The organism is Parabacteroides sp. MSK.9.14, assembly GCF_019041495.1.
Lineage (GTDB): Bacteria > Bacteroidota > Bacteroidia > Bacteroidales > Tannerellaceae > Parabacteroides > Parabacteroides merdae.
The window spans coordinates 17,944-39,911 of record NZ_JAHPXO010000031.1; the positions used below are offsets into that span (position 1 = coordinate 17,944).

The window sequence follows — 21,968 nt, forward strand, 5'->3', positions numbered from 1 at the left end:
TGTCATTTGCTGTTTAGTCGGGTAAAGATACGCATAAATTGTTCAGCTTGTTTTTTACGGGAGAAACGTTCCACTGCTTCCTTATCCGTATTTATGTGTGTGTACCCATTATCCTGCCAGAACTGATAATGGTGCAGGATAAAACGAAAAGCTTCTTCGGCTGTCCGGGCTGCCAGTCCGGAATGGGTATTCCGGATGGTAGCTTCGAGGCAACTTTCGTCACTCTTTACACAGAGTAAAGGTTTCCCGACAGCCATTGATTCGAAAAGCTTGGTAGTCATAAATCCTTTTGGTCCGTCGGATGCAAAGGTATTGGCGAGTTGCAGCAGAATGGAACTGCGGTTTAACACGCCGGGAATCTCGGAAGCGGGAACATAGTCGAAAAAGTCCATATACCGGGCGACTGGGTAAGCGGTTGCTGCCTGCATGATGATCGCTTTTGATCCGGCGTCGACATACCATTGGATGCGGAACTGGTCTGGATCAATGAGCTTTTCACGATCTAACCGGCTAACGGCCTCGAAAAGCAATCGAGGGTCACGTGTCGCCAAGCTAATCAAACGTCCGGTATAGGTGATGACGAATTGAGAGGTCCGATGTTGTTCAGGATAGAAGAGCTCTGGATCGTAACCGTTGTAAACCAATTCTGTGTTAGGATTGTATGCTTGAAGTTTTTCCACATGCCAGGGGGAAATGGTCGTGACCTGATCCGCCTTTCTCAATGCATTATTTCTGTCCCGTAATAACTTATGACGGAATGTTTCCGTGATCTTTCTATCCAACCAGGAAAAGGTACGGAAGTTATGAGCGATATATTCGTTGGAAGCATATTGTTCGACTATGTCTCGAAGGTCGATTACTAACGGCAGATGATATTTCTCTGCTATATATTGGGCGGCCGGCAAGGGAAAAGTTCGGTATGAACTGCACAGGATACCGGCATATTCCCCTTCTTCCAGTAAACGGGAGGCGGCTTTTGCCATCTTCTTGTCTTTATAATGGAAAAAATAATCGAGTATGAATATGCATATCCACTCTAACTTTTGGAGGATTTTCCCTTTGGAATGAAAGAAATTTACATATGTGACAGGCGTTTCTCCTTTCAGGAAAGAGAACGTGCTGTCATCGATTTGCTCAGTGACAACGACAGGTTCCCATCCGGCCCGCCTCATATATTTGCATAAATAGCCCATTCTCGGTCCGAATGCAGGGGGAAACATATCACATAATATCAGTATCTTCATGATTTTATCAATTCTTCAATGATGGCGGCGAATAGTTTTCGTTGCCAGTCGACAGAGACATTCGGCTTGATCCGGGTGGTGATGGAGTCGTTATGCCAGAGCAACACCAGTTCGCCGTTGGCAGATGCCACCTGTTTGATGAGTTGTGTTGAGTAGGCAAGTGCTCCCTCATAGCCAAGATTCATATAAACAGGTTCGTTCAGGCTGCATTCCATGATTGCCAATGGGTGGAGAATAAGTGGCGAGATACGTTTATTCTCAGGATTAATCCAATGTACCGGACGAGATGTGCCGAGGCGAAAACCGGCAACATCCGGATAGCCCATCGTGAAATCATCTGTAATACCTGCTTTTTCCAACCATACCATATCTTCCGGTTCGCGTGAGGCCAGATAATGATGCCGATTGTAAGTGACCGATTTTCCGGTCTGTCTCTCCAACAATTCTTTTTCCGTTGAGATGAGTGCCGGTGTTTTACCGGCATCGTAACTGGTATGCAGTCCAATCTGTACTTTTTCGGTTTTACAAAAGAGCAAAAGCTCTTGTAAGTCCTTTGAATGCAGTTTATAATGAGGCTTGTCATAAACGGATGAGCCACCTGACTTGATAAAAAACAGAGATTCACAACGGTTTTTTCCGATAACGGCCTTTAATTTGTTTCGTTGTTTTACAAGCCAGGGAAATGTGTAGAACGGATCTTCCTGTAACGGACCTTGAAACATCTTCCAGGCATGTTTCAGTCCTGTGCCTTTAACCGTTTCTCGTATCAGGTTGCGGAAAGTCCGGCAAAAGAAAGGAGCATCTACATCGTGTGTCAGCCATACTTTTTGTATGTGTGGGGGCAGTTCGACGGCTGACTGTACACGCGCTTGGCGTAACCAGCGTCGCAACAATTTACCGTATTCGTCGACTATCGGGCGATGAATGAATCCTGCTTTGAAGGGTAGGGATTCTGTTCCGAGGAAGCGACCGTGGATGTCCCGTATGTTGCGTTTCCGTATTTCTTCATATCGCGTCAGCAGAAAATAGGCACTGGCGATGATATCGGCATGTACCACCCAAGTATCCCCCTGCCATTCTATTTTGGGAGAACCGAAGAGCAGAGGTATGCCTTCTATCTCTTCCAGTGGTAGTTTGGGTATGGACTCGGCTGTCCCGTAAACTTCATCCCGGAAAAAGGGGGACGGGATGATGACTACGCGATAACGGGAGAATTTGTTGGGATCCGATGTGTAACCGACAAGACTGGCTAATACATCGGCCTTTTCTCCTCCTATCAGGAATTTGGTAATATAGGAAATAACGGCTTTCATACTGTCTTTCAACTTTACAGGAACAAACGGACTACTTCGAATGCTTCAGCATAAGGACAGCCAGCTTGTACACCGCGTGTTTTTGCCAGTGAAAAGATAAACTCTTCGGATAGATAGTCGCGTGTTCCTTGTGATTCGTATGCTTTTAATGCTTCGACTTTGGCTTGAATGTGCTCTCTATTCAGTTCAACGAAACATTGTGTGTTGAATGTCAGATTGTTCCAAATCAACTCGTAGCCCAGCAGTGTCGTGTTTTTGAAGGCGCGTAGGCCTTCTTGGGCGATCGTTGTATGATCCTGGTGAATGTCGTGTAGGCTTGGGATAAAGACCAAGTCAAAGCTGTTCGATTTTTTTAGGCGGATCAGTTCTTCCAATATTTCCTGCCGGACATATCCGAGTTTACGGACCTCATAATTGTAGATGATGAGGTTTTCAGGTGATATTCCCAATTGGGCAGTCGCTTTCTTGACTTCTGTCTTCAAAATATCTTTCGGAAAACCTTCGGGTACGGACTGCTGAGCGGTTGAAAAAGCGACATAGGTTACTTTCTTTCCCAGTTCGATAAGTTTGCTTATGGTTCCTCCCAGTCCTAATTCCCCGTCGTCCGTATGAGGGGCTAAAACCAGTATATTATTATAACTGTTTAATATCATAAATAATTTATCTGTTTATTATCCTTCCTATTTTTAAACAGGCTCTATTTAATAAACTTAATTTTCCTTTGGTTATTGTGAAGAAGGGGGTTTGAATTGCACCGAATTCACGGAAAAAACGTTCGACTCCCGGTATCATGGAACCTTCGAAATCAAATGTGTCGGTATATTGTGAAACATAACGGATTGCTTCCCACAAAATTAAACTGTGTGCTCCGGACTCCCGAAGAGTCGGATTTCCTCCACCAGCCAGATACCAGGCGGAACTTTCTTGCCAGACGATAAAAGCGACAGCATGCAAACGTCCTTTTTCGTCATAACCGCCCCATAAATCTCCCTGGTCCCGTTTTCGGCAAATATTGATCAGTTTGATTAAAACTTCCATATCTTCTTTGTTGGTGATCTGTTGACGTTTGAAGGTTTGTGCCTGTATCAACAAGAACTCTTCTATAGAAATTCCTTTTTTTACTGTGATATGATATTTGTCTCTGGCTTTTGTGATGTTCCGTCGGATATTGAAACTCATATTTCCCAATATTGCTTTTGTGTTTCGGATATCCTTCAACATATAGGTGTAGCGTGTTGTTTGTCGGTAACCTTCCCAATAGAATGGTAGCCAGTCGGTGATTCCGTAATGAAAATTTTGCATAAAATACGGATAGCTTTTAAGCGTGTTTAGCAGTTGTTTGCATAAAACTTGCCGGTGGCCTAAAGTTTTGGTGTATTTGGTATCTTTGGATTCCGGTGCGAACCAAGGACCCATTGTTTGTGTGTAAGATGGCATTGAGATAATACCTTGTCGAGGACAATAAAGTGGCATCGCTGCCGTAATCCTTTCTTTTTCTTCAACCAATAAGACTTTCCATTTATCTTTGCCACAAACCGTATCGAGCCACCAGTCACGGGAAAAGATGGGAATACTAGTTTCAGTGTTGCAAAGCAAATGGTATTTGTCTTTTGTGTTCATGAATGATTTTCTGTATAATCATGGACACAGATGACTACAGACTTGATCCGTATCATCTGTGTGCCATTGATTTTATCCTTTTAACGCTTCGAAGATCAGGTCGGACAATTCGTCTGCCAGTTCAGGATTGTCGGCAACGCATTGTTTGGCGGCATCACGTCCCTGTCCTAATTTAGTGTCGTTGTAACTGTACCACGAACCGCTTTTCTTAATGATGTTCAGTTCTGCACCCAGGTCGATTATTTCACCGGCTTTGGAGATACCTTCACCGAACATGATGTCGAACTCTGCTTTCCGGAAAGGAGGAGCGACCTTGTTCTTGACTACTTTTACGCGCACTTGGTTACCTTTGATATCATCACCGTCTTTCAATTTACCGATGCTGCGGATATCCAGACGAACAGAGGCATAAAACTTCAACGCATTACCGCCGGTTGTCGTTTCGGGATTGCCGAACATCACGCCAATCTTGTCACGCAGCTGGTTGATGAATATACATGTCGTGTTAGTCTTATTGATCGCAGCCGTCAACTTACGAAGTGCTTGGGACATTAATCGTGCCTGTAGTCCCATCTTGCTGTCACCCATATCGCCTTCGATTTCCGCTTTTGGAGTCAGAGCGGCAACCGAGTCGATTACGATAATATCCACAGCAGATGAACGGATTAGCTGTTCAGCAATTTCCAGTGCCTGTTCGCCATTATCCGGTTGGGAAATCCACAGGTTTTCGACATCTACTCCTAACTTTTCTGCATAAAAACGGTCGAAAGCATGTTCCGCATCGATAAATGCCGCAATACCACCATTTTTCTGTGCCTCGGCAATCGCATGGATCGCAAGAGTTGTCTTACCGGATGATTCCGGTCCATAGATTTCGATCACACGGCCTTTAGGATAACCGCCTACACCTAATGCTGCGTTCAAGGCGATAGAACCTGTTGGGATCACTTCGATATTTTCGACGCTTTCGTCACCCAATTTCATGATCGAACCTTTTCCGTAGTTTTTTTCGATCTTGTCCATTGCTGCGCGAAGCGCTTTCAATTTGTCTGCGTTTACAGCCGGTTTCTCGGCTGCCGGCTGTTTGCCTTCTTCGAATAAATCTTCTTTTGCCATTTCCTTTTATAGATTAAGGATTTGATTAGCATGGTCTTTAGTCTTCACCTCTTTCGGGCCGATGATATTGGTAACGATACCGTCTTCATCTATAATAAAGGTGGTACGGAGAGTCCCCATGTATGAACGTCCGTACAATTTCTTTTCTGCCCAAACCCCGAACTGCTGTTGCAGGGTCGTATCCGTATCAGCGATGAGGCTGAAAGGGAGTTCCTGTTTTGCGATAAATCCCTGATGAGACTTGGCACTGTCTTTGCTGACACCCACTACTTCGTAGCCAGCAGCTTGCAATTCCTTGTAGCCATCCCGCAGACTGCACGCTTCAGCTGTACAACCGCTGGTATTGTCTTTCGGGTAGAAATAGAGCGCCAACTTCTTGCCTTTGAAATCGCTTAGCTTTATCTCTTTCCCGTTCTGGTCAAGTCCCAGAACTTCGGGAGCTTTATCTCCTATTTGTATTGCCATATATTTATTTACTTGATGTTATAGTTCATCTTGCGTGTTACATCCGCTTTCCGGCGGGCTTTTCGTCCGAAGACCTTCCAAAGCAGTTTTCTTCCCATGTGATGGGCAGCAGCATATGACTCGAATGTCTCCGTCCGGTAATCGAATTCATCTTGCCAGCATTCTTGGGGAGAAACATAGCAGTATGTAATCTTTTCGATACTGTTGTCGTCTGCGTCGTTTTCCTCCAGCACGATGATGTTCTGCTTGTCGGGAGCCAGGCAGATGATATGCTTGCGGCGGCATTCTTCTATTAGCGGAACCAGTATGGCATCGTACCTCGCATAGATATTAGTCAGATCGAAATCCTGGTATTCGCTCTCTCCGATCTTTTGTATCGGGCGGAGTTGCAGGATATCCAGTTCGTCTCCGACGACTTCCCATATCCGGTTTAGTTCTTCGAGATTGTCGTTGTTGATCGTATAATTGATGCGCAACTTGAACTGCGGATGTTGTTTCTTTATTTCTGCGACGTCGGCGAGCAGCCTGCGGAACAAGTCGAATTTACCGTTTGTCATCAGATACTCGTATGTTTCGCGGGTAAAACCATGTGCCGATAGTGTCAACTCGTCCAACCCGTTTTCTACAGCAACGGCTAACTGCTTTTTTGTCAGCAGATTCCCGTTTGTCGTGAGTGAAACGTAAGGGACGTTGTATCGTTTACCCAGTGCAATGATTTTTACCAGATCCTTATGCAAAGTCGGTTCCGCTCCGCAACCGATCTGAAGTTTCAAGGCACGGTGGAACAGGCTTCCGGCAATGGCTTCTATTTCTTCATATTTCAGTGTACCTCGCAGACTTTTCCTTTTTTCCTCGTCGCTGAAATAACACATCTTACAGCGGAAGTTACAGGCTAGTACCGGATCGAGAAAAACGCCGATATATCGTTTGCCTAACACATGAAATAGCCAAATACCCAATAGTTTGAGCCTTCTGCTTTTGATTTGTGTACCAAGACGTAGTATGTTGTAAATATTACGAGCCATTTAGTTAATTGATAATTGACAATTGACAATTAAAAAGGATATTAATATAATTGTCAACTATCAATTGTCCATTGTTTACAGTTCTAGATCTATATTGAACAGTTCGTGCCAAGGCAGACCTTGTTCGTTCAGTTCCTTCATGAACGGATCGGGATCGAACTCTTCTACGTTCCAAACCCCCGGTTTTTTCCAAACTCCCTGTATGAACAGTTTGGCCCCGATCATCGCCGGGACGCCAGTCGTATAGCTTACACCTTGTGCCCCTGTTTCTAGGTAAGCGGCATGGTGGCTACAATTATTGTAAATATAGTAGGTCATTTCTTTGTCATCCTTGATACCACGGATGCGGCAACCAATGGAGGTTTCGCCTGTATAGTTTTCACCCAGATCCCCCGGATTTGGTAACACGGCTTTCAAGAATTGGATCGGAACGATTTCCTGTCCATTATACATAATCGGATCAATGCGGGACATACCGATGTTCTGGATCACGCGTAAATGAGTCAGATATTCCTGTCCGAAAGTCATCCAGAAGCGGGCACGTTTAATTGTCGGGAAGTTTTTGGTCAGGCTTTCCAACTCTTCGTGGTACATCAGGTAGGACTCTCTCGGACCGACATTCGGATAGTTCAACGGTTTGTGTATGGACAACGGATCTGTTTCTTTCCATTCTCCGTCCTCGAAATATTTTCCTCGTTGGGTAATCTCGCGGATATTGATTTCCGGGTTGAAATTAGTCGCAAATGCTTTGTGATGGTCTCCTGCATTACAGTCTACAATATCCAGATATTGTATTTCATCGAAGTGATGTTTGGCCGCATAAGCCGTATATACGCCTGTTACGCCCGGATCGAATCCACAACCCAGGATAGCAGTCAGACCGGCATCTTCGAAACGTTTCTTGTATGCCCACTGCCAGCTGTATTGGTATTTAGCTTCGTCCAGCGGTTCGTAATTGGCCGTGTCGAGATAGCTGACACCGTATGCTAGGCAGGCATCCATGATGTGGAGATCCTGATAGGGCAAAGCTAGGTTTACTACTAAGTCTGGTTTGAAGGAATTGAACAAGGTAACGAGTTCTTCCACGTTGTCTGCATCAACCTGTGCTGTTTGTACCTTTACATTCTTAATATCGGCGGCAATCCGGTCGCATTTGCTTTTTGTGCGGCTGGCAACCATGATATCGGTAAAGATATCTGCATTCATCGCAATCTTCTTAACAGCAACGGTACTAACGCCCCCTGCACCAATAACTAATATTCTTCCCATTTACTAATAGAATTAATCTTGTTAATATACAGTTTACAAGGTTTTAAACCTATCGACAAATATACGATGAATCTTTGAATAATTTGGCAAGGTAGGAGAGAAAAACAGTTTCGCAGGTTAGGAAACAAAAGTTTCATACGCCGGAAACTTTTGTTCCGTGCTTGGGGAACAGGCTCCGGCTAACCGAGTTTACGCCTGTAGTATTGCGGAGAAGTGTCGGTATGTCTCTTGAAATACCGGTCGAAAAGCGACTGATCCGGAAACTGGAGGTGGTTGGCTATTTCCTGTATGTTAAGTCTGTCGATTCCAGCAATACTTTTATTTCGAGTATGACATGTTTATCAATGATGTTTTTTGCTGTTTCTCCGGAGACGGCTTGCGCGATGGCGGATAGATAGCGGGGGGGGTGATGAACATTTTTTTTGCGTAAAATGAAACTTCGCGCTGGCTGAGGCAGTGTTTGTGTATCAACTGGATAAATCGTTTGAACAAATCTTCCTACCGGTTGATTCCTCCCGGGTGGTTCTGCTTGAAGATACAATGTGTCTTATCGTAAATGTCCAAAAGGAAACTTTGCGTGTAGCTGCGAAGGATTTGTAGTCGGAAACAGTTTTCTTTATCTTTATAGAGGTCTTCCAGTGCAATGATGAGTCCGTTAATGGTGCGTGTACGTTCGGCAGGTAGCGTGACGACAGGATTCTCTTTCAGAAAATGAAAAAAAGAAGGGTCGAGCCGGACTGTTGCTTCTTGGAAAAACGCATTGGAAAATGTTATAATAGAGAGGTCTGAACTTGCATATGAATAATTGATAATACTGTTGGGTAGGAATATGATCTGCGTATTAGGTACGATGTCATATTCCAACAAATCGATTTCGATCCGGGCTTTCCCGCTATGGCAAAAAAAGATACAGGCATCTTCCAGTTTGAAAAGATGGATGCAACTTTTAGGTGTTATCAGTTGCGTAGCGTTAGTGGTGTCTTGCAAGCGCCATCAATAGAAATGGAAGCAGAGTACACGGTATTGCAGGTACAACCATCCGATAAAGTAATCGACTTATTCGGCGACAATCCATGGGCGGCAGGATATCAATATCTATCAGTCCTTTGAGGTAGGTCTGATTTATTGCCGTCCCTCAACGAAAAGGTAAAAAGAAGTATTTTTCCTATTTGCTGGAGGACGACTGTTTTAAAATGTTTGTTTTTCTGTTCATTTCACTCCTGAATGGCTGCCCGTAACTTATCGACGGCGACAGAGATCGGTTCGCTTTTCAATAATTGTATGAATTTGCTTCCTATAATAGCCCCTGATGAGTTAATAGCTGCTGCATCGAAGGTTGCTTTGTTCGATATGCCGAAACCGACCAGGCGCGGATTCCGGAGTCCCATCCCGTTGATGCGGTAGAAATAAGTCTGCTTCTGCTCGTTGAAACTTTGCTGCGCTCCGGTAGTGGAGGCGCTCGACACCATATAGATGAAACCGCTTGTATGTTCATCGATCAGGCGGATGCGTTCTTCGGAGGTTTCAGGTGTGATGAGCATGATCATTTTGAGGTTATTCCGTTCGGCGATGGCTTTATACTCTTTCATATAATCGGCAAAAGGCAGGTCCGGAATGATCATACCGTCCACACCTGTCAGTGCACATTTCCGGCAGAATGCTTCGAAGCCATATTGCATGATCGGATTCAGATAGCCCATCAGGATAATCGGGATATGCACATCCTGACGGATATCTTCTAACTGTTCGAACAGAACATGCAATGACATCCCGTTTCGTAACGCGGCAGTAGAGGCTTCCTGGATCACGGGGCCGTCTGCCATCGGGTCGGAGAAGGGAATACCGATCTCTACCATGTCTATTCCTTTGTTTTCTAACTCTTTTAATATCTTCTTCGTGTCATCCAGGTTCGGATATCCGGCGGTAAAGAAGACGGAAAGGATTCCGTTCTTTTTTGTGTTGAATAAGTTTGTGATACGGTTCATCTTTTGATTTGTGATTTCAGATTTATGAATTATGATTTTGAATTGCTTTTAAAAACTCCTTTAGCTTTCCTATGTCTTTCAGCCCCGGTTCAATCTCGAATCCGCTGTTCAGGTCGATCCCGGCGAGGCGGGGATGCCGGAAAGAACGTATTGCCCCAGCACTTTCCGGACGGATGCCTCCGCTTAACAGGAAAGGAGTCTTTCCCCGGTAGGCTTCGAGCACGGACCAATCGAATTGTTTGCCGGAACCTCCATAACTATTGCATTTGGTATCGAAGAGGAAGTAATCGACACGCCCTTCATAATTGGTAGTTTGTTCAAGATCGCAAGCTGTTGCAATCTGAAATGCTTTGATTAGCGAGTAACCACGCTTTTGCAAGGCATGGCAATCTTCCGGTGTTTCATTTCCGTGCAGTTGCAGGTAATCGAGTCGGAAAAATGCCGCTGTTTCCACCAACTCTTCGAAGGAAGTGTTGACAAAAACACCGACCTTTTTTAATGGATAATTGATAATTGACAATTGACAATCGGAATACCGCTTGCCGCCATTGTCAATAGTTAATTGTCCATTGTTAGTTATTCTTCGTGGGCTTCTCGCGAAAAATATCAGTCCTATCCAGTCAACCCCTAAGGCTGCAACTTCCCGTATATTTTCGGGATCACGCATTCCGCATACTTTGATGATCATGATAATCTTCCTATGAATTGTGCGAGAGTGTCGCCTGGTACATCGGTTTTCATGAATGTCTCTCCGATCAGGAATCCATGAAAACCAGCTTCTCTGAGGTTCGATACGGTGGTTGTGGTCGAAATACCGCTTTCTGATACTAACAAAGGAGAAAGATTTCTTTCACGAGCGACCGTTTGCATCGCTTTTGCCAGACGGAAGGAGTTTTCCACATCAGTATGAAATGTTCCGAGGTTGCGGTTATTCACTCCCAACATATCGACAAATGGATTGAGGTGGTCAAGTTCTTCTTTGGAATGGATTTCCAACAGTACTTCCATGTTGAGGGTATGAGCTAACTCCGCAAACATAAGACATTGTTCTGGGGTAAGGCAGGCGGCAATCAACAGGACGGCATCGGCACCCATTACGCGTGCTTGATAGAGTTGATATTCGTCAATGATGAAGTCTTTTCTCAATAAGGGCAGGCCCACCAGGCTGCGTGCTTTGCAAAGGTCACCTAAGGACCCCCCGAAAAAGTTCGAATCGGTCAGGACAGAACAGGCGGAAGCGCCTCCCTTCTCATAGGCGGGCAAGACATCAGCTATAGCAGCATCGGGATGTAACCAGCCTTTCGAAGGACTTTTTCTCTTAAACTCAGCAATGATGCCCGATGAAGATGCTGCGAGAGCCGCCCGCATGGAACGGGCAGGATGTTCGAGTCGTTCACCGCCCATCCCCAGTAAGGTCTGCAACCGGACAGCTTGTTTTTGTCGCTCCACTTCGATACGCTTATTCGCTATAATATCTTGTAATATATCTTTCATATTCGTTGTTTCATTGTAATTTGTCATTCAAACTGATAAACGTATTGAATGTCTGCAATGCTTTACCACTTTCCAATGCTTCTTGAGCTTCCTCCAGGCATTCTGAGATTCTCTTTTCCGGGCAGATGACTTGGATGGCGAAAGCGGAGTTGGCGATTACGCAATTCTTTTGTGCCGGAGTCGCCCGGTTATTCAGGACATCGTCAAAGATGCGGGCTGCTTCGGCGACTGTCTCACCGCCATCCAGTTCCGCTTCCGTTGTGCGGGAGAAACCTAACATTTCCGGTGTGTAGAGCTTCTCTTTTTCCGGCATTGCTACCTTAAATTCTGCTGTCAGCGAGATTTCGTCATACCCGTCGAGGCTATGTACAACGGCAAAACGCGTTCCGCTCTCCTGATAGGTATAGCTGTAAAGCCTGAGCAATGGCAGGTTGTACACACCTAACAACTGGTAGGTCGGCATTACCGGATTGACCAGCGGGCCGAGCATGTTGAAGAAGCTGCGCACTCCTAAACTCTTCCGTATCGGAGCCACAGCCTTCAGTGTCGGATTGAACAACGGCGCATGCAGATAGGCGATATGGCAGGATTCCATCGAACGGCGCAACCGGTCGATATCGGCAGTAAACTTCACACCGTGCTGCTCCATTACGTTGCTCGCGCCACTGACCGAGGTCGCCCCATAGTTCCCATGTTTCACGACGTTATATCCGGCACCGGCTACGACAAAGCAGGAAGCCGTGCTGATATTGAACGTATTCTTTCCGTCGCCTCCCGTCCCCACAATATCGATCGGCTTAAACTCCGACAAATCTACCGGGACGCGCATTTCGAGCAATGCCTCCCGAAAACCCGCCAATTCCTCTACGGAGATATTACGCATCAGGTATACCGTTATCAAGCTGGCAATCTGTGAATCATTATACTTGCCTTCTGCAATATTCTGAAGAATCGTCCGCGCTTCGTCACGTCCCAAATACTGATGTTCGAATAACCTATATAATATATCTTTCATCCTTAATTTTTAATTCTTAATTTTTAATTTATCCCCAGCCAGTTCCGTATGATTGCCTTTCCCTTGGGGGTCAGTACGGATTCCGGGTGAAACTGGATGCCGCGAACATCATATTCGCGATGGTGAAGCGCCATGATCTGTCCTTCTTCCACATCCTCTGCCGTGATCTCCAGGCAGTCGGGGAAATTCTCTTTCGATACGACCCACGAATGGTAGCGGCCGGCACGGAAACCGGGTTCCAAGCCCGTAAACAACACATCCGGCACCGTCACCCGTATATCCGAACAGACTCCGTGATGTACATCCGCCAGGTTGATAAGCGTTGCACCGAATGCTTGCCCGATGGCTTGCTCTCCGAGGCAGACGCCTAAGATGCTCTTGGTCGGCGCATAGCGGCGGATTAACGGCAGCAAGATGCCTGCCTCCTCCGGAATGCCCGGACCGGGTGACAAAAGGATCTTGTCAAAACGTTCCACTTCGTCTAATGAAATCTTGTCATTGCGATGTACTTCAACTTCCGCACCCAATTCCTTCAGTATATGCAACAAGTTGTAGGTGAAGGAATCATAATTATCGAACAGTAATACTTTCATAAAAACTTTCAACTTTTAATTTTCAACTTTCAATTTATAAATGTTGTTGCCAGATCGATCGCTTTCTTCAAAGCGCCTAATTTGTTATTGACTTCCTGCAATTCCCGTTCATCATTGCTTTTGGCGACAATGCCGGCTCCTGCCTGATAGTACAGGACGTTTCCGCGGCTGACGAATGTACGGATCGTGATCGCCTGGTTCAAGTCGCCGTCAAAGCCGATGAACCCGATGCAACCGCCATAAGCGCCCCGATTATGCTTTTCTATATCCGTAATCAATTGCATGGCACGTACCTTCGGCGCTCCGCTCAATGTTCCAGCTGGGAATGTATCTATATAGGTCTTGATCGGATTGCTGTCTGCATCGATCTCACCGCTGACACGCGATACCAGATGAATGACATGACTGTAGTACTGCACTTCCTTGTAGAAATCGACCTGTACGTCATGCGCATTGCGCGAAAGGTCGTTACGGGCAAGGTCAACCAGCATGACATGCTCGGCATTCTCTTTCGGATCGGCAAGCAAAGCTTCGGTACGCTGTCTGTCCAATGCAACGTTTCCCGTGCGGAAAGCCGTGCCTGCAATCGGGTCGATGCTTGCATGTCCGTCGGCTACCTTGCAGTGCGTTTCAGGTGAAGAGCCGAAGATACGGAATCCTCCGAAGTCGAAGTAAAACAGATAGGGAGAGGGATTGATGCTCCGGAGAGCCCGATAAACCTTGAAGTCGTCTCCTTTGAACGGTTGTTCGAACCGGCGGCTCAGCACGATCTGGAAAACGTCTCCACGGAGACAATGACGGATGCCTTCGCGCACCATTGCTTTATATTCTTCCCCGCTGACAGGCGATGTCTCAGGGCCGGTAGCCTGGAAGTTATAAGAAGCATAGTTCCGGTTTTTTATCAAGGTCTCTATCTCTTGCAAACCGGAGTTTTCGCCGGATTGCATCAGCTCAACGAGCGTCAGTTCATTTTTGAAGTGGTTGAAGACAAGTACATACTTATATAATATGTAGAGCATGTCGGGAGCATCGTTTTCTTCATGGTGCGCTTCCATCACCGGGATGTTCTCAAAGTAACGCACGGCATCGAAAGCCGTATATCCGAACAGTCCGCATACTTTCCTGTCAGGTCCTTCGATCGAGAAACGCTTCAAAAACGCATTCATGGCCTCCGCCACATTGAATGTTCCGGTCAATGCCGTAACCTCGCTTTTTCTATCAGGAAAAACAGCGGTGCATTCCCCGTTATTGATTCCGATACTTGCCAGCGGACAAAGTGCGATGTAAGAAAGACTGTTTTCATTCCCATGAAAATCGGAACTTTCCAACAACGCCGATTTCGGATAAACGTCCCGTACCTTCAAGTAGATACTGACAGGTGTATGAAGGTCACTGAGAACCTTCCTGCTTATTGTTTTAAATGTATAGTCCATTATGATCGACAATTGATGATTATAAAACTGATTATAGGAAGAACTTCCTGACTCTCACTTTTCACTTCTCGTTTTTCAATTTATACTTAATATAAGTCTCCATATCCTTATCTCCCCGACCCGATATTGTCAGGACAACGACATCTTCCGGTTTGAATTTTATCTTAGGCAACGCCCCTAATGCATGCGCACTTTCAAGTGCCGGAATAATTCCCTCGATGCGCGTCAGGCAAAAAGCCGCATCTAGCGCTTCGTCATCATTGACGGCAAGAATCGTAGCTCGGTGAGTTTCTGACAGGTTGGCGTGGATCGGTCCGATACCCGGATAGTCCAGTCCGGCAGAGATGGAATAAGGCTCTTCGATTTGCCCGTCCTCGTTTTGCATCACTAATGTGCGCGCTCCATGTATGATACCTTTCTTGCCTAATTGGATGGTTGCTGCGCTTTGTCCGGTCGTAATCCCCAAACCGCCCGCTTCGGCAAGAACGATTTTTACCCGTTCATCATCAATAAAATGATAGATCGTTCCGGCAGCGTTGCTTCCGCCACCTACACAGGCGATCAGATAATCCGGATAGTCACGTCCTTCCTGCTCCGACAACTGCTTTTTAATCTCTTCGCTGATAACGGATTGCAAACGTGCCACCATATCCGGATAAGGATGGGGGCCGACTGTCGACCCGATGATGTAATATGTGTCGGAAGGATGGCAGCACCAGTCGCGGATCGCTTCATTGGTCGCATCTTTCAGTGTCATATTGCCAGAAGTTACGGGGATGACCGTCGCGCCCAACATCTCCATTTTCTGCACGTTTGCATGTTGGCGTTCCACATCCGTCTTGCCCATATAAACGATACATTCCATATTCATCAACGCACAGACAGTAGCGGTTGCCACGCCGTGCTGTCCGGCTCCCGTCTCGGCTATGATACGGGTTTTTCCCATCCGGCGGGCCAACAAGATCTGTCCGATCGTGTTGTTGATCTTATGAGCGCCGGTATGGTTCAGGTCTTCACGTTTCAGATATATCTTGCAGCCATACATCTCACTCAGCCTTTTTGCTTGATAGAGAGGAGAAGGGCGGCCGACATAGTCCCGAAGTAACTGGTTGAATTCTTTCTTGAAACTGTCGCTTTCCAATACTTCCAGATACTTCTTCTGCAAGTTTTCCACACATTGGTGAAGTATTTCGGGCACATATGCTCCTCCAAACTCACCATAATACCCATTTTCGTCAACTTGATACGTTTTCATCGTTCTATCTGTTATTATTTATTTTTTGTCTTTTCGAATCTTGGTAATTGCCCTAAACGAAAAAAGGCCTGCCGCAAGTGCGACAGACCTTTTATTATATCATGATAGTATATACATGAGGACTGGTTCCTTACGACCTTATGAGTTGTAAAGAGCGCCACCACCAATATGTATTTACTATAATTGTTCTCATGACTTTTGTTGTTATTACGGCAGCAAATATATGCATTCTCTGACAAACTGCAAATAATTCGGCTGTTTTTTTGTTATATAATCATAGAACTTTTGTATGGCAGTCTCAGTTGTCCCTCTCCCTGCTATTTCAAATTTCTTGTTTGAGGGGATAGGCTTCTTATGATTTATCAAAATGTCACTACTACCCCGTCAAAATAGGATTAGTAGGGCATGTTTTGGAAATTACACTGGCGGGTGATATTTTTTAACGTTTCTATCTATCTTGTTTTGTCCCTATGAAGATAACAAAATGATACTGGAGGAGAGGTCGCGTTTCCGTGTGGTTATGTAAATAAAGAAGGTGATACTTGATCGGGTATTAGGGGAAGCTCTGTTGGCTGACAAATAGAGGAAGTGAGATAATTTACATTATTTTAATAGAAGTGAGTAGTGAGTTTTTTACCTAATCCTGTCTTTATCTCTAAAATGTAGAAGAGAAAAGCATGGAACCTTCACACGATCATATAGAAAAGACACTGGACAAGCTTGTCGCCTCCACACGTTCACCTCGTGGGCGCTATTCCGCTTCCGAAAGTTGGAAATTGTTGGAGAGGCGGCTCGTTCCTCCCCGGACAAAGAGGCTGAGACTGTTCCGTCTGGCGGGAGTCGTTGCTGCATCCGTCCTGCTTTGCTTTGCAAGTTGGTTCATCTATGATTATTGGAAGCCGGTAGCGATGCAAACTGTTTCAGCCGGTGCAGCCATATCGGTAATTACTTTGCCGGACCAGACGAAGGTGACGCTGAACCGCTATTCCTCTTTGACTTACCCGGATCGTTTCAAGGAGGATAGGAGGGAAGTACAATTACAGGGAGAAGCTTATTTCGAAGTGGAGAAAGATGCCCGGCATCCCTTTGTTGTGAAAGCGGACCCAGTCGAGGTCGAAGTGCTCGGAACACATTTTAATGTTGAAGCCTATCCCGGAGATGCAGAGGTGAAGACAACTTTGTTGGAAGGTTCTGTCGCTGTCAATGCGCCGGCTGTTTCCAGCCGGATTACGCTTTCTCCCGGAGAAAGCGCGATTTATAATCGAGCAGATAAAACACTACAGGAAGAAAAAACAAAAGAAAATAATACGGCTACCGGTTGGCGCGACGGCCATTTTCATTTTGATTATCTGCCGTTGCAGGAGATTGCACGAGAGTTGTCGAATGCTTTTCATGTGAAAATCAAAATTACGGATGAAGATATAAAGGATTTTCGTATCAGGGCGCATTTTACTGAAGGCGAGAGTTTGGATCAGATGCTCGATCTGCTCCAGCCAGCCGGTAATTTCAGTTATTCAAAGACAAATGATACGATCTTGATTCATTCTAAACTTAACTAAGTCATGAATTATTACCTATATTGTCTCCGCCGGTTCGCCCGGCTTATTCTTCTATTATGGATAGTTTTCAGAATTGCGCCGCTCGCTGCACAAGACCGGGCGGCGCGTCTGGACTTCCAGGTCCGGAAGGCAACACTGGACACTTTTGTCCGCCAGTTAGAGGACTCCACCGGCTTCTCGTTTATCTATGGTGAAAAGGTACAGCTCCGGCAGCCTGTTACCCTTGATGTCCGTCAGAAGACCATCGAGGAAATCCTGCAATATGCATTTGGTCAGGAAGCGATAACGTTTAAAATCTCCGGCACACACATCTTGTTAGGAGAGCGTCCTGTTTCCCGTAAATATACGGTCAGCGGATATATTACCGATTCCATATCGTCAGAAACGCTGATTGGTGCAAATATTTTGGAATCCAGCTGTCATGCCGGGACTTCGACGAACCCTTTCGGGTTTTACAGCTTGACCTTGCCGGAAGGAGAGACTGGACTTTTCTTTTCGTATTTAGGATATGAAACCAAGCATTGCCGTTTTCTGTTAAGTCGGGATACTGTAATGAACATCCGTTTGCAGACCAATAACCAGTTGTCGGAAATCATCGTTCTTTCCGACAAAAAAGAGACAGGCATTCGGGCAACGGGTATGGGTACGTTAGACATCCCGATGACGCAGATCAAGAATACTCCGGCCATTTTAGGAGAGGCTGATATTCTCAAAACAATCCAGTTGATGCCTGGCGTACAGGCTGGAACGGAAGGTTTCAGCGGGTTGTATGTACGGGGTGGCGGACCGGATCAGAACTTGATCCTTCTGGATGGTATCCCCATCTATAATGCCGACCATATGTTGGGCGTGTTTTCCATCTTCACTCCGGAAGCCATGAAAAAGGTTACGCTTTTCAAAGGTTCATTTCCAGCCCGTTATGGCGGCCGTCTGTCTTCTATCGTGGATATCCGGACAAACGACGGCGATATGCAGAATTATCACGGTACGGTCAGCATTGGCCTGTTGACCAGTAAGCTACACTTCGAAGGTCCGATCTTGAAAGATAAAACCTCCTTTTGCCTGACCGGCCGCCGCACTTATCTCGACCTGGTGGCAAGGCCGTTTCTGCCGGAGGACAAGAAATTCAATTACTATTTTTATGATATCAATGCAAAGGTGAACCATAAGTTTTCCGACCGCAGCCGCCTGTTCCTCAGTTTCTACAAAGGGAAAGACCATTATGACTACAAGCAGGACAAGGAATATGACGCCTATTCGAATGGGTCACGTATGTATTTCTACAACAGCCGGATCGATTTCAACTGGGGAAACACGATTGCCGCCGGACGGTGGAATTATGTCTTCAACAGTAAATTATTCAGCAATACGACCGTAGCCTACAACCATTACCAGATGAGTATGGCGGACACTTACCGTAAAGATATCATCGAGGCGGATAAAAACGGTGATCCGATAACCGATAGAGGTGAATCGTATGTCTATAATTCCGATTACCGTTCCGGTATACACGATTGGAGTTTTCATACGAACTTCGATTATATGCCCGTCCCTGACCATCATGTCAAGTTCGGTGTTTCTTATCTGTATCATACCTTCCGACCGGAGGTGATGACCTCGCGTGTGAAAGAAGCTGTAGGCGGGCAGACGGCACAGGATACCGTCTACAACGATTCCTCGAACAGCTATTTGCACGGGCACGAGTTTTCGTTTTATGCCGAAGACAATGCCGATATCAGCGACCGTCTGAGCCTGAATGTCGGCATTCATCTTTCCTTGTTTTCCACACAAGGGAAAGGCTATCTGTCGGCACAGCCTCGTCTTTCTGCGCGTTATCGCTTTCATGACGGTTTTGCGGCAAAGGCTTCTTTTACACAAATGGAACAGTATGTACACCTGCTGTCATCCTCGCCGATTTCGCTGCCGACCGATTTATGGGTTCCGGTTACTAAAAACATCCGTCCGATGCGCTCCTACCAGTATGCTGTCGGTGGCTATTATACCGGTGTGGAAGGGTGGGAGTTCTCTCTAGAAAGCTATTATAAAGATATGCATAATGTATTGGAATACCAGGATGGCGCTACCTTTTTCGGATCATCCGGCGGATGGCAGGAGAAGGTGGAGATGGGACGTGGCCGTTCTTTCGGCTTGGAGATTTTAGCCCAGAAGACGATCGGTAAAACGACAGGATGGTTGGGGTATACGATCGCCAAGAGTGATCGCCAGTTCAAGGATGGGACGGTCAACAACGGCGAACGTTTTCCTTATAAATACGATCGCCGCCACAACATCAACCTCTGTGTAAACCATACTTTCAGCAAGAAAACGGATATAGGGATCACTTGGATTTTTAATACGGGCGGAACGGCTACGGTTGCCGAACAGCGTACAGGGACGGCATCTGGTAACTTGATTGATTACATTTCCCGTCGAAACAATTATCGCCTTCCTGTCAGCCACCGGTTGAATCTGAGCATCAATTTCCATAAGAAATTGCGCCACGGCATGCAGACTTGGAATATTTCGGTCTATAACGCCTATAATGCCATGACTCCGAATCTTATCTATAAAGAAGAAGAATATATCGGAGTAGAGCATATTAAGCCGGATGGTAGCCATGAGACGACCTGGAAGCGGAAAACGAGGCTGATAAAGCAAACGCTTCTGCCTTGTGTTCCATCGATTACCTATACATACCGGTTTTAATAAAGAGGAGTAGAATTATGAAAAAGAATTTATTTATATTATTCATACTGGTTTCCATGCTGTTCCCGGGTTGTGAGAATGAGCTTCCATATATGAACAAGCCGCAGGTCCCACAGCTTCTGATGAATGCTTTTCTTGAAGCTGGAAAGAAAGAAAACGGAGTGTCTCTGCGTATGATCGATACCGATAAACAGCAAGCGGATTGTGTTTCCAATGGTTCCATTGTAGTATATGTCAACGGTCAAAAGACCGAGACGGCAGAGGTGGAGAAGGTCTATGGTTCTTTCGATGATCCTAATTGTACGTTGAAAACATCTTTTCGTCCCGGTGACCGTATCCGCTTTGAAGCGACAGCCGAAGACGGGCAATACCAGGCTGGCTGCGAGGTGGAGATCCCTTTTCCGATCGAGGAAACTATCCGTGTAGATACGCTCCGTACGCAATTGAGGGGTGGTTCCAGCATGATGGATTGTATGCGATACAAAATAACGATACATGACCGTCCGAACGAGAAAAATTATTACCGTCTTATTATCGAAGAAAATACATACAGGATTTCTTCGGAAACAGGTATCAAATACGGTCCCTTTTCCTCTTATCCCGAAATTATCAACCAGGAGGATATTGTGTTGACCGATGGGCATCTTACGACTGCCGATGATGACAAATTCGGCATTTTGGATTGGACTATTCGTAATCTTAGCAATGTTTTCACGGATGGCCGTTTTGAAAATGGTTCGTATACCCTTAAGATCTACACCTCTGTTCCGCATATTAGCGAATCAAATGGAAAAGATCATTTTTACTTGGATGTTACAGTCCGCTTATTGAGCATATCACAACCTTATTATCGTTATTTGCGTGCGATGAACTGTCTGAATTCGGAAGATTATAACGAAACCTTTATGGAACCGGTCATCGTTCCTCAAAACGTATCGGGTGGCTTAGGTTTTGTCGGGGCCTCCTCTGAGCAGCAGGTTACCTTGCGTATGGTCGACCGGCCGCCGTTGTCGTATCCAAAGTGAACTGCCGGAAGGACTGTGCTGAGTGTAAGGCCGTATTCATTAAGCGGAAGATGGTCAGCGAATAATCATAAAGCTACAACGAGAAAAGATTTTCGTCTTATGAGGGGCTTTTTCTCATAAGGATGGCAATCTTTTCTCGTCGTAATGATAATCTTTTCTCATACGGATGAGAATATATTCTCTCCCTGGTGAGGAAGTATTCTCATGGATTGGAAACTGCTGAGAAAAGCATACGATTTATTCGTTGTATTCTTTGTTCCGTTTGTGCAAGCTCTTCAGTTCGAAGGAAAGCATAACCCGGAAGATGCCGATGATCAGCAAAGTGTACGCGATCATATAGACAAGGGATAACGCTCCAAGACCTGGTTGCCAGATAATGCCGATACTGCAAAGGATTGCCAGTACGCCGAAAGCCATATACCAGCCCCAGTTGCGTGTCCCGTAGCGTTTCAGGTCCATAGCGTAGCCGGTTGAAGCGAAACCGCGGAACATCAGCCAGAAAGCGACGATGAAAGGCAGCACTGCCATGCTCAGGCCGATATTGGCCATCAGGTAGATACCTAAGATTAGGTCGATGATACCGCTTGCCAGATACCAGCCCCAACTGGAAATATTCTTTCTATTGGTGACGGCAAAAAGAATTTCCAACGTGCCGCTGACAAACATGGATACACTAAACAAAACACTCAGTGCGACATAGCTTGCCAGCGGTGTGAACATCAGGCAGATTGCGATGAGGATATAAAGCAGGCCCAACAGCAGGGAAACCCACCAGTTTTTTACTCCGAAGTTGATTGTGTCAATAAAAGTCTTCATAATAAATTCGTTTTTTAATTATTTTGAAATCTACT

19 protein-coding genes and 1 pseudogene are annotated in these 21,968 nt (G+C 45.7%); 3 read left to right on the forward strand and 17 right to left on the reverse strand.

Features of this window, described 5'->3' with window-relative positions:
* Window positions 1-2 precede the first annotated feature (2 nt).
* From KTG12_RS15570 to trpB, 16 genes and pseudogenes are all read right to left on the reverse strand, one after another.
* Entirely contained in the window at window positions 3-1,244 is a 1,242-nt protein-coding gene (locus KTG12_RS15570; protein WP_138273231.1) for a glycosyltransferase, read from the reverse strand.
* Complete coding sequence (locus KTG12_RS15575) at window positions 1,241-2,557, reverse strand: polysaccharide deacetylase family protein (protein WP_022322565.1); 1,317 nt, start codon at window positions 2,555-2,557, stop codon at window positions 1,241-1,243. Before KTG12_RS15575 ends, KTG12_RS15570 begins: the two co-directional genes overlap by 4 nt.
* Window positions 2,558-2,571: 14 nt before the next feature.
* Window positions 2,572-3,210 carry a PIG-L deacetylase family protein gene (locus tag KTG12_RS15580; protein ID WP_022322566.1) on the reverse strand — a complete coding sequence of 213 codons (639 nt, stop codon included), beginning with the start codon at window positions 3,208-3,210 and terminating at the stop codon, window positions 2,572-2,574.
* Between the two features lie 7 nt (window positions 3,211-3,217).
* Window positions 3,218-4,177, reverse strand: coding sequence for a GNAT family N-acetyltransferase (locus KTG12_RS15585; protein WP_005636550.1), 960 nt, complete (start codon window positions 4,175-4,177; stop codon window positions 3,218-3,220).
* A gap of 72 nt (window positions 4,178-4,249) precedes the next feature.
* Entirely contained in the window at window positions 4,250-5,293 is a 1,044-nt protein-coding gene (gene recA / locus KTG12_RS15590; RefSeq protein WP_005636551.1) for a recombinase RecA, read from the reverse strand.
* Window positions 5,294-5,299: 6 nt separating this feature from the next.
* The gene (gene bcp, locus KTG12_RS15595; RefSeq protein ID WP_005647670.1) at window positions 5,300-5,758 is read right to left on the reverse strand and encodes a thioredoxin-dependent thiol peroxidase; all 459 of its coding nucleotides are present in this window, start codon (window positions 5,756-5,758) and stop codon (window positions 5,300-5,302) included.
* 8 nt (window positions 5,759-5,766) lie between these two features.
* Window positions 5,767-6,783, reverse strand: coding sequence for a radical SAM protein (locus KTG12_RS15600; protein ID WP_022322567.1), 1,017 nt, complete (start codon window positions 6,781-6,783; stop codon window positions 5,767-5,769).
* A 75-nt stretch (window positions 6,784-6,858) separates the two neighbouring features.
* On the reverse strand, window positions 6,859-8,052 hold the full coding sequence (locus tag KTG12_RS15605; protein WP_022322568.1) for a saccharopine dehydrogenase family protein: 1,194 nt from the start codon (window positions 8,050-8,052) through the stop codon (window positions 6,859-6,861).
* Between the two features lie 179 nt (window positions 8,053-8,231).
* Window positions 8,232-9,039 (reverse strand): annotated as a pseudogene (locus tag KTG12_RS22315) (helix-turn-helix domain-containing protein).
* A gap of 227 nt (window positions 9,040-9,266) precedes the next feature.
* Window positions 9,267-10,037, reverse strand: a complete 771-nt coding sequence (trpA, locus tag KTG12_RS15615; protein WP_022322570.1) for a tryptophan synthase subunit alpha — start codon at window positions 10,035-10,037, stop codon at window positions 9,267-9,269.
* Window positions 10,038-10,059: 22 nt separating this feature from the next.
* Window positions 10,060-10,725, reverse strand: a complete 666-nt coding sequence (locus KTG12_RS15620; protein WP_005635404.1) for a phosphoribosylanthranilate isomerase — start codon at window positions 10,723-10,725, stop codon at window positions 10,060-10,062.
* Window positions 10,722-11,531: an indole-3-glycerol phosphate synthase TrpC gene (gene trpC, locus KTG12_RS15625; RefSeq protein ID WP_005648647.1), complete on the reverse strand. Its 810-nt coding sequence runs from the start codon at window positions 11,529-11,531 to the stop codon at window positions 10,722-10,724. Before trpC ends, KTG12_RS15620 begins: the two co-directional genes overlap by 4 nt.
* A 10-nt stretch (window positions 11,532-11,541) precedes the next feature.
* Window positions 11,542-12,546, reverse strand: a complete 1,005-nt coding sequence (gene trpD / locus KTG12_RS15630) for an anthranilate phosphoribosyltransferase (protein WP_022322571.1) — start codon at window positions 12,544-12,546, stop codon at window positions 11,542-11,544.
* Between the two features lie 23 nt (window positions 12,547-12,569).
* A complete protein-coding gene (locus tag KTG12_RS15635; protein WP_005635398.1) occupies window positions 12,570-13,139 on the reverse strand; it encodes an aminodeoxychorismate/anthranilate synthase component II in 570 nt (189 codons plus the stop codon).
* 29 nt (window positions 13,140-13,168) lie between these two features.
* A complete protein-coding gene (locus tag KTG12_RS15640; RefSeq protein ID WP_022322572.1) occupies window positions 13,169-14,572 on the reverse strand; it encodes an anthranilate synthase component I family protein in 1,404 nt (467 codons plus the stop codon).
* A gap of 61 nt (window positions 14,573-14,633) precedes the next feature.
* Window positions 14,634-15,827 carry a tryptophan synthase subunit beta gene (gene trpB, locus KTG12_RS15645; RefSeq protein WP_022322573.1) on the reverse strand — a complete coding sequence of 398 codons (1,194 nt, stop codon included), beginning with the start codon at window positions 15,825-15,827 and terminating at the stop codon, window positions 14,634-14,636.
* Window positions 15,828-16,504: 677 nt separating this feature from the next.
* On the opposite strand from trpB, the gene KTG12_RS15650 reads away from it, so the two are divergent.
* From KTG12_RS15650 to KTG12_RS15660, 3 genes are read left to right on the forward strand one after another with little or no spacing between them, the layout of a single operon-like run.
* Complete coding sequence (locus KTG12_RS15650; RefSeq protein WP_005635393.1) at window positions 16,505-17,386, forward strand: FecR family protein; 882 nt, start codon at window positions 16,505-16,507, stop codon at window positions 17,384-17,386.
* A 3-nt stretch (window positions 17,387-17,389) separates the two neighbouring features.
* Window positions 17,390-20,092 carry a TonB-dependent receptor gene (locus tag KTG12_RS15655; RefSeq protein WP_155144247.1) on the forward strand — a complete coding sequence of 901 codons (2,703 nt, stop codon included), beginning with the start codon at window positions 17,390-17,392 and terminating at the stop codon, window positions 20,090-20,092.
* 17 nt (window positions 20,093-20,109) lie between these two features.
* Window positions 20,110-21,117 carry a DUF4249 domain-containing protein gene (locus tag KTG12_RS15660; protein WP_022321230.1) on the forward strand — a complete coding sequence of 336 codons (1,008 nt, stop codon included), beginning with the start codon at window positions 20,110-20,112 and terminating at the stop codon, window positions 21,115-21,117.
* Between the two features lie 237 nt (window positions 21,118-21,354).
* Here the strand turns inward: KTG12_RS15660 and KTG12_RS15665 are convergent, their stop codons facing one another.
* The gene (locus KTG12_RS15665; protein WP_005635389.1) at window positions 21,355-21,933 is read right to left on the reverse strand and encodes an HdeD family acid-resistance protein; all 579 of its coding nucleotides are present in this window, start codon (window positions 21,931-21,933) and stop codon (window positions 21,355-21,357) included.
* Between the last annotated feature and the right edge of the window lie 35 nt (window positions 21,934-21,968).

Coding starts and splice junctions, on each gene's coding strand:
- KTG12_RS15655 (WP_155144247.1), top strand. CDS start 17,390: ATGAATTATTACCTATATTGTCTCCGCCGGTTCGCCCGGCTTATTCTT.
- trpD (WP_022322571.1), bottom strand. CDS start 12,546: ATGAAAGATATATTATATAGGTTATTCGAACATCAGTATTTGGGACGT.
- KTG12_RS15665 (WP_005635389.1), bottom strand. CDS start 21,933: ATGAAGACTTTTATTGACACAATCAACTTCGGAGTAAAAAACTGGTGG.
- KTG12_RS15600 (WP_022322567.1), bottom strand. CDS start 6,783: ATGGCTCGTAATATTTACAACATACTACGTCTTGGTACACAAATCAAA.
- KTG12_RS15605 (WP_022322568.1), bottom strand. CDS start 8,052: ATGGGAAGAATATTAGTTATTGGTGCAGGGGGCGTTAGTACCGTTGCT.
- KTG12_RS15660 (WP_022321230.1), top strand. CDS start 20,110: ATGAAAAAGAATTTATTTATATTATTCATACTGGTTTCCATGCTGTTC.
- KTG12_RS15575 (WP_022322565.1), bottom strand. CDS start 2,557: ATGAAAGCCGTTATTTCCTATATTACCAAATTCCTGATAGGAGGAGAA.
- KTG12_RS15580 (WP_022322566.1), bottom strand. CDS start 3,210: ATGATATTAAACAGTTATAATAATATACTGGTTTTAGCCCCTCATACG.
- KTG12_RS15585 (WP_005636550.1), bottom strand. CDS start 4,177: ATGAACACAAAAGACAAATACCATTTGCTTTGCAACACTGAAACTAGT.
- trpA (WP_022322570.1), bottom strand. CDS start 10,037: ATGAACCGTATCACAAACTTATTCAACACAAAAAAGAACGGAATCCTT.
- KTG12_RS15570 (WP_138273231.1), bottom strand. CDS start 1,244: ATGAAGATACTGATATTATGTGATATGTTTCCCCCTGCATTCGGACCG.
- KTG12_RS15650 (WP_005635393.1), top strand. CDS start 16,505: ATGGAACCTTCACACGATCATATAGAAAAGACACTGGACAAGCTTGTC.
- bcp (WP_005647670.1), bottom strand. CDS start 5,758: ATGGCAATACAAATAGGAGATAAAGCTCCCGAAGTTCTGGGACTTGAC.
- trpB (WP_022322573.1), bottom strand. CDS start 15,827: ATGAAAACGTATCAAGTTGACGAAAATGGGTATTATGGTGAGTTTGGA.
- KTG12_RS15640 (WP_022322572.1), bottom strand. CDS start 14,572: ATGGACTATACATTTAAAACAATAAGCAGGAAGGTTCTCAGTGACCTT.
- KTG12_RS15635 (WP_005635398.1), bottom strand. CDS start 13,139: ATGAAAGTATTACTGTTCGATAATTATGATTCCTTCACCTACAACTTG.
- trpC (WP_005648647.1), bottom strand. CDS start 11,531: ATGAAAGATATATTACAAGATATTATAGCGAATAAGCGTATCGAAGTG.
- recA (WP_005636551.1), bottom strand. CDS start 5,293: ATGGCAAAAGAAGATTTATTCGAAGAAGGCAAACAGCCGGCAGCCGAG.
- KTG12_RS15620 (WP_005635404.1), bottom strand. CDS start 10,725: ATGATCATCAAAGTATGCGGAATGCGTGATCCCGAAAATATACGGGAA.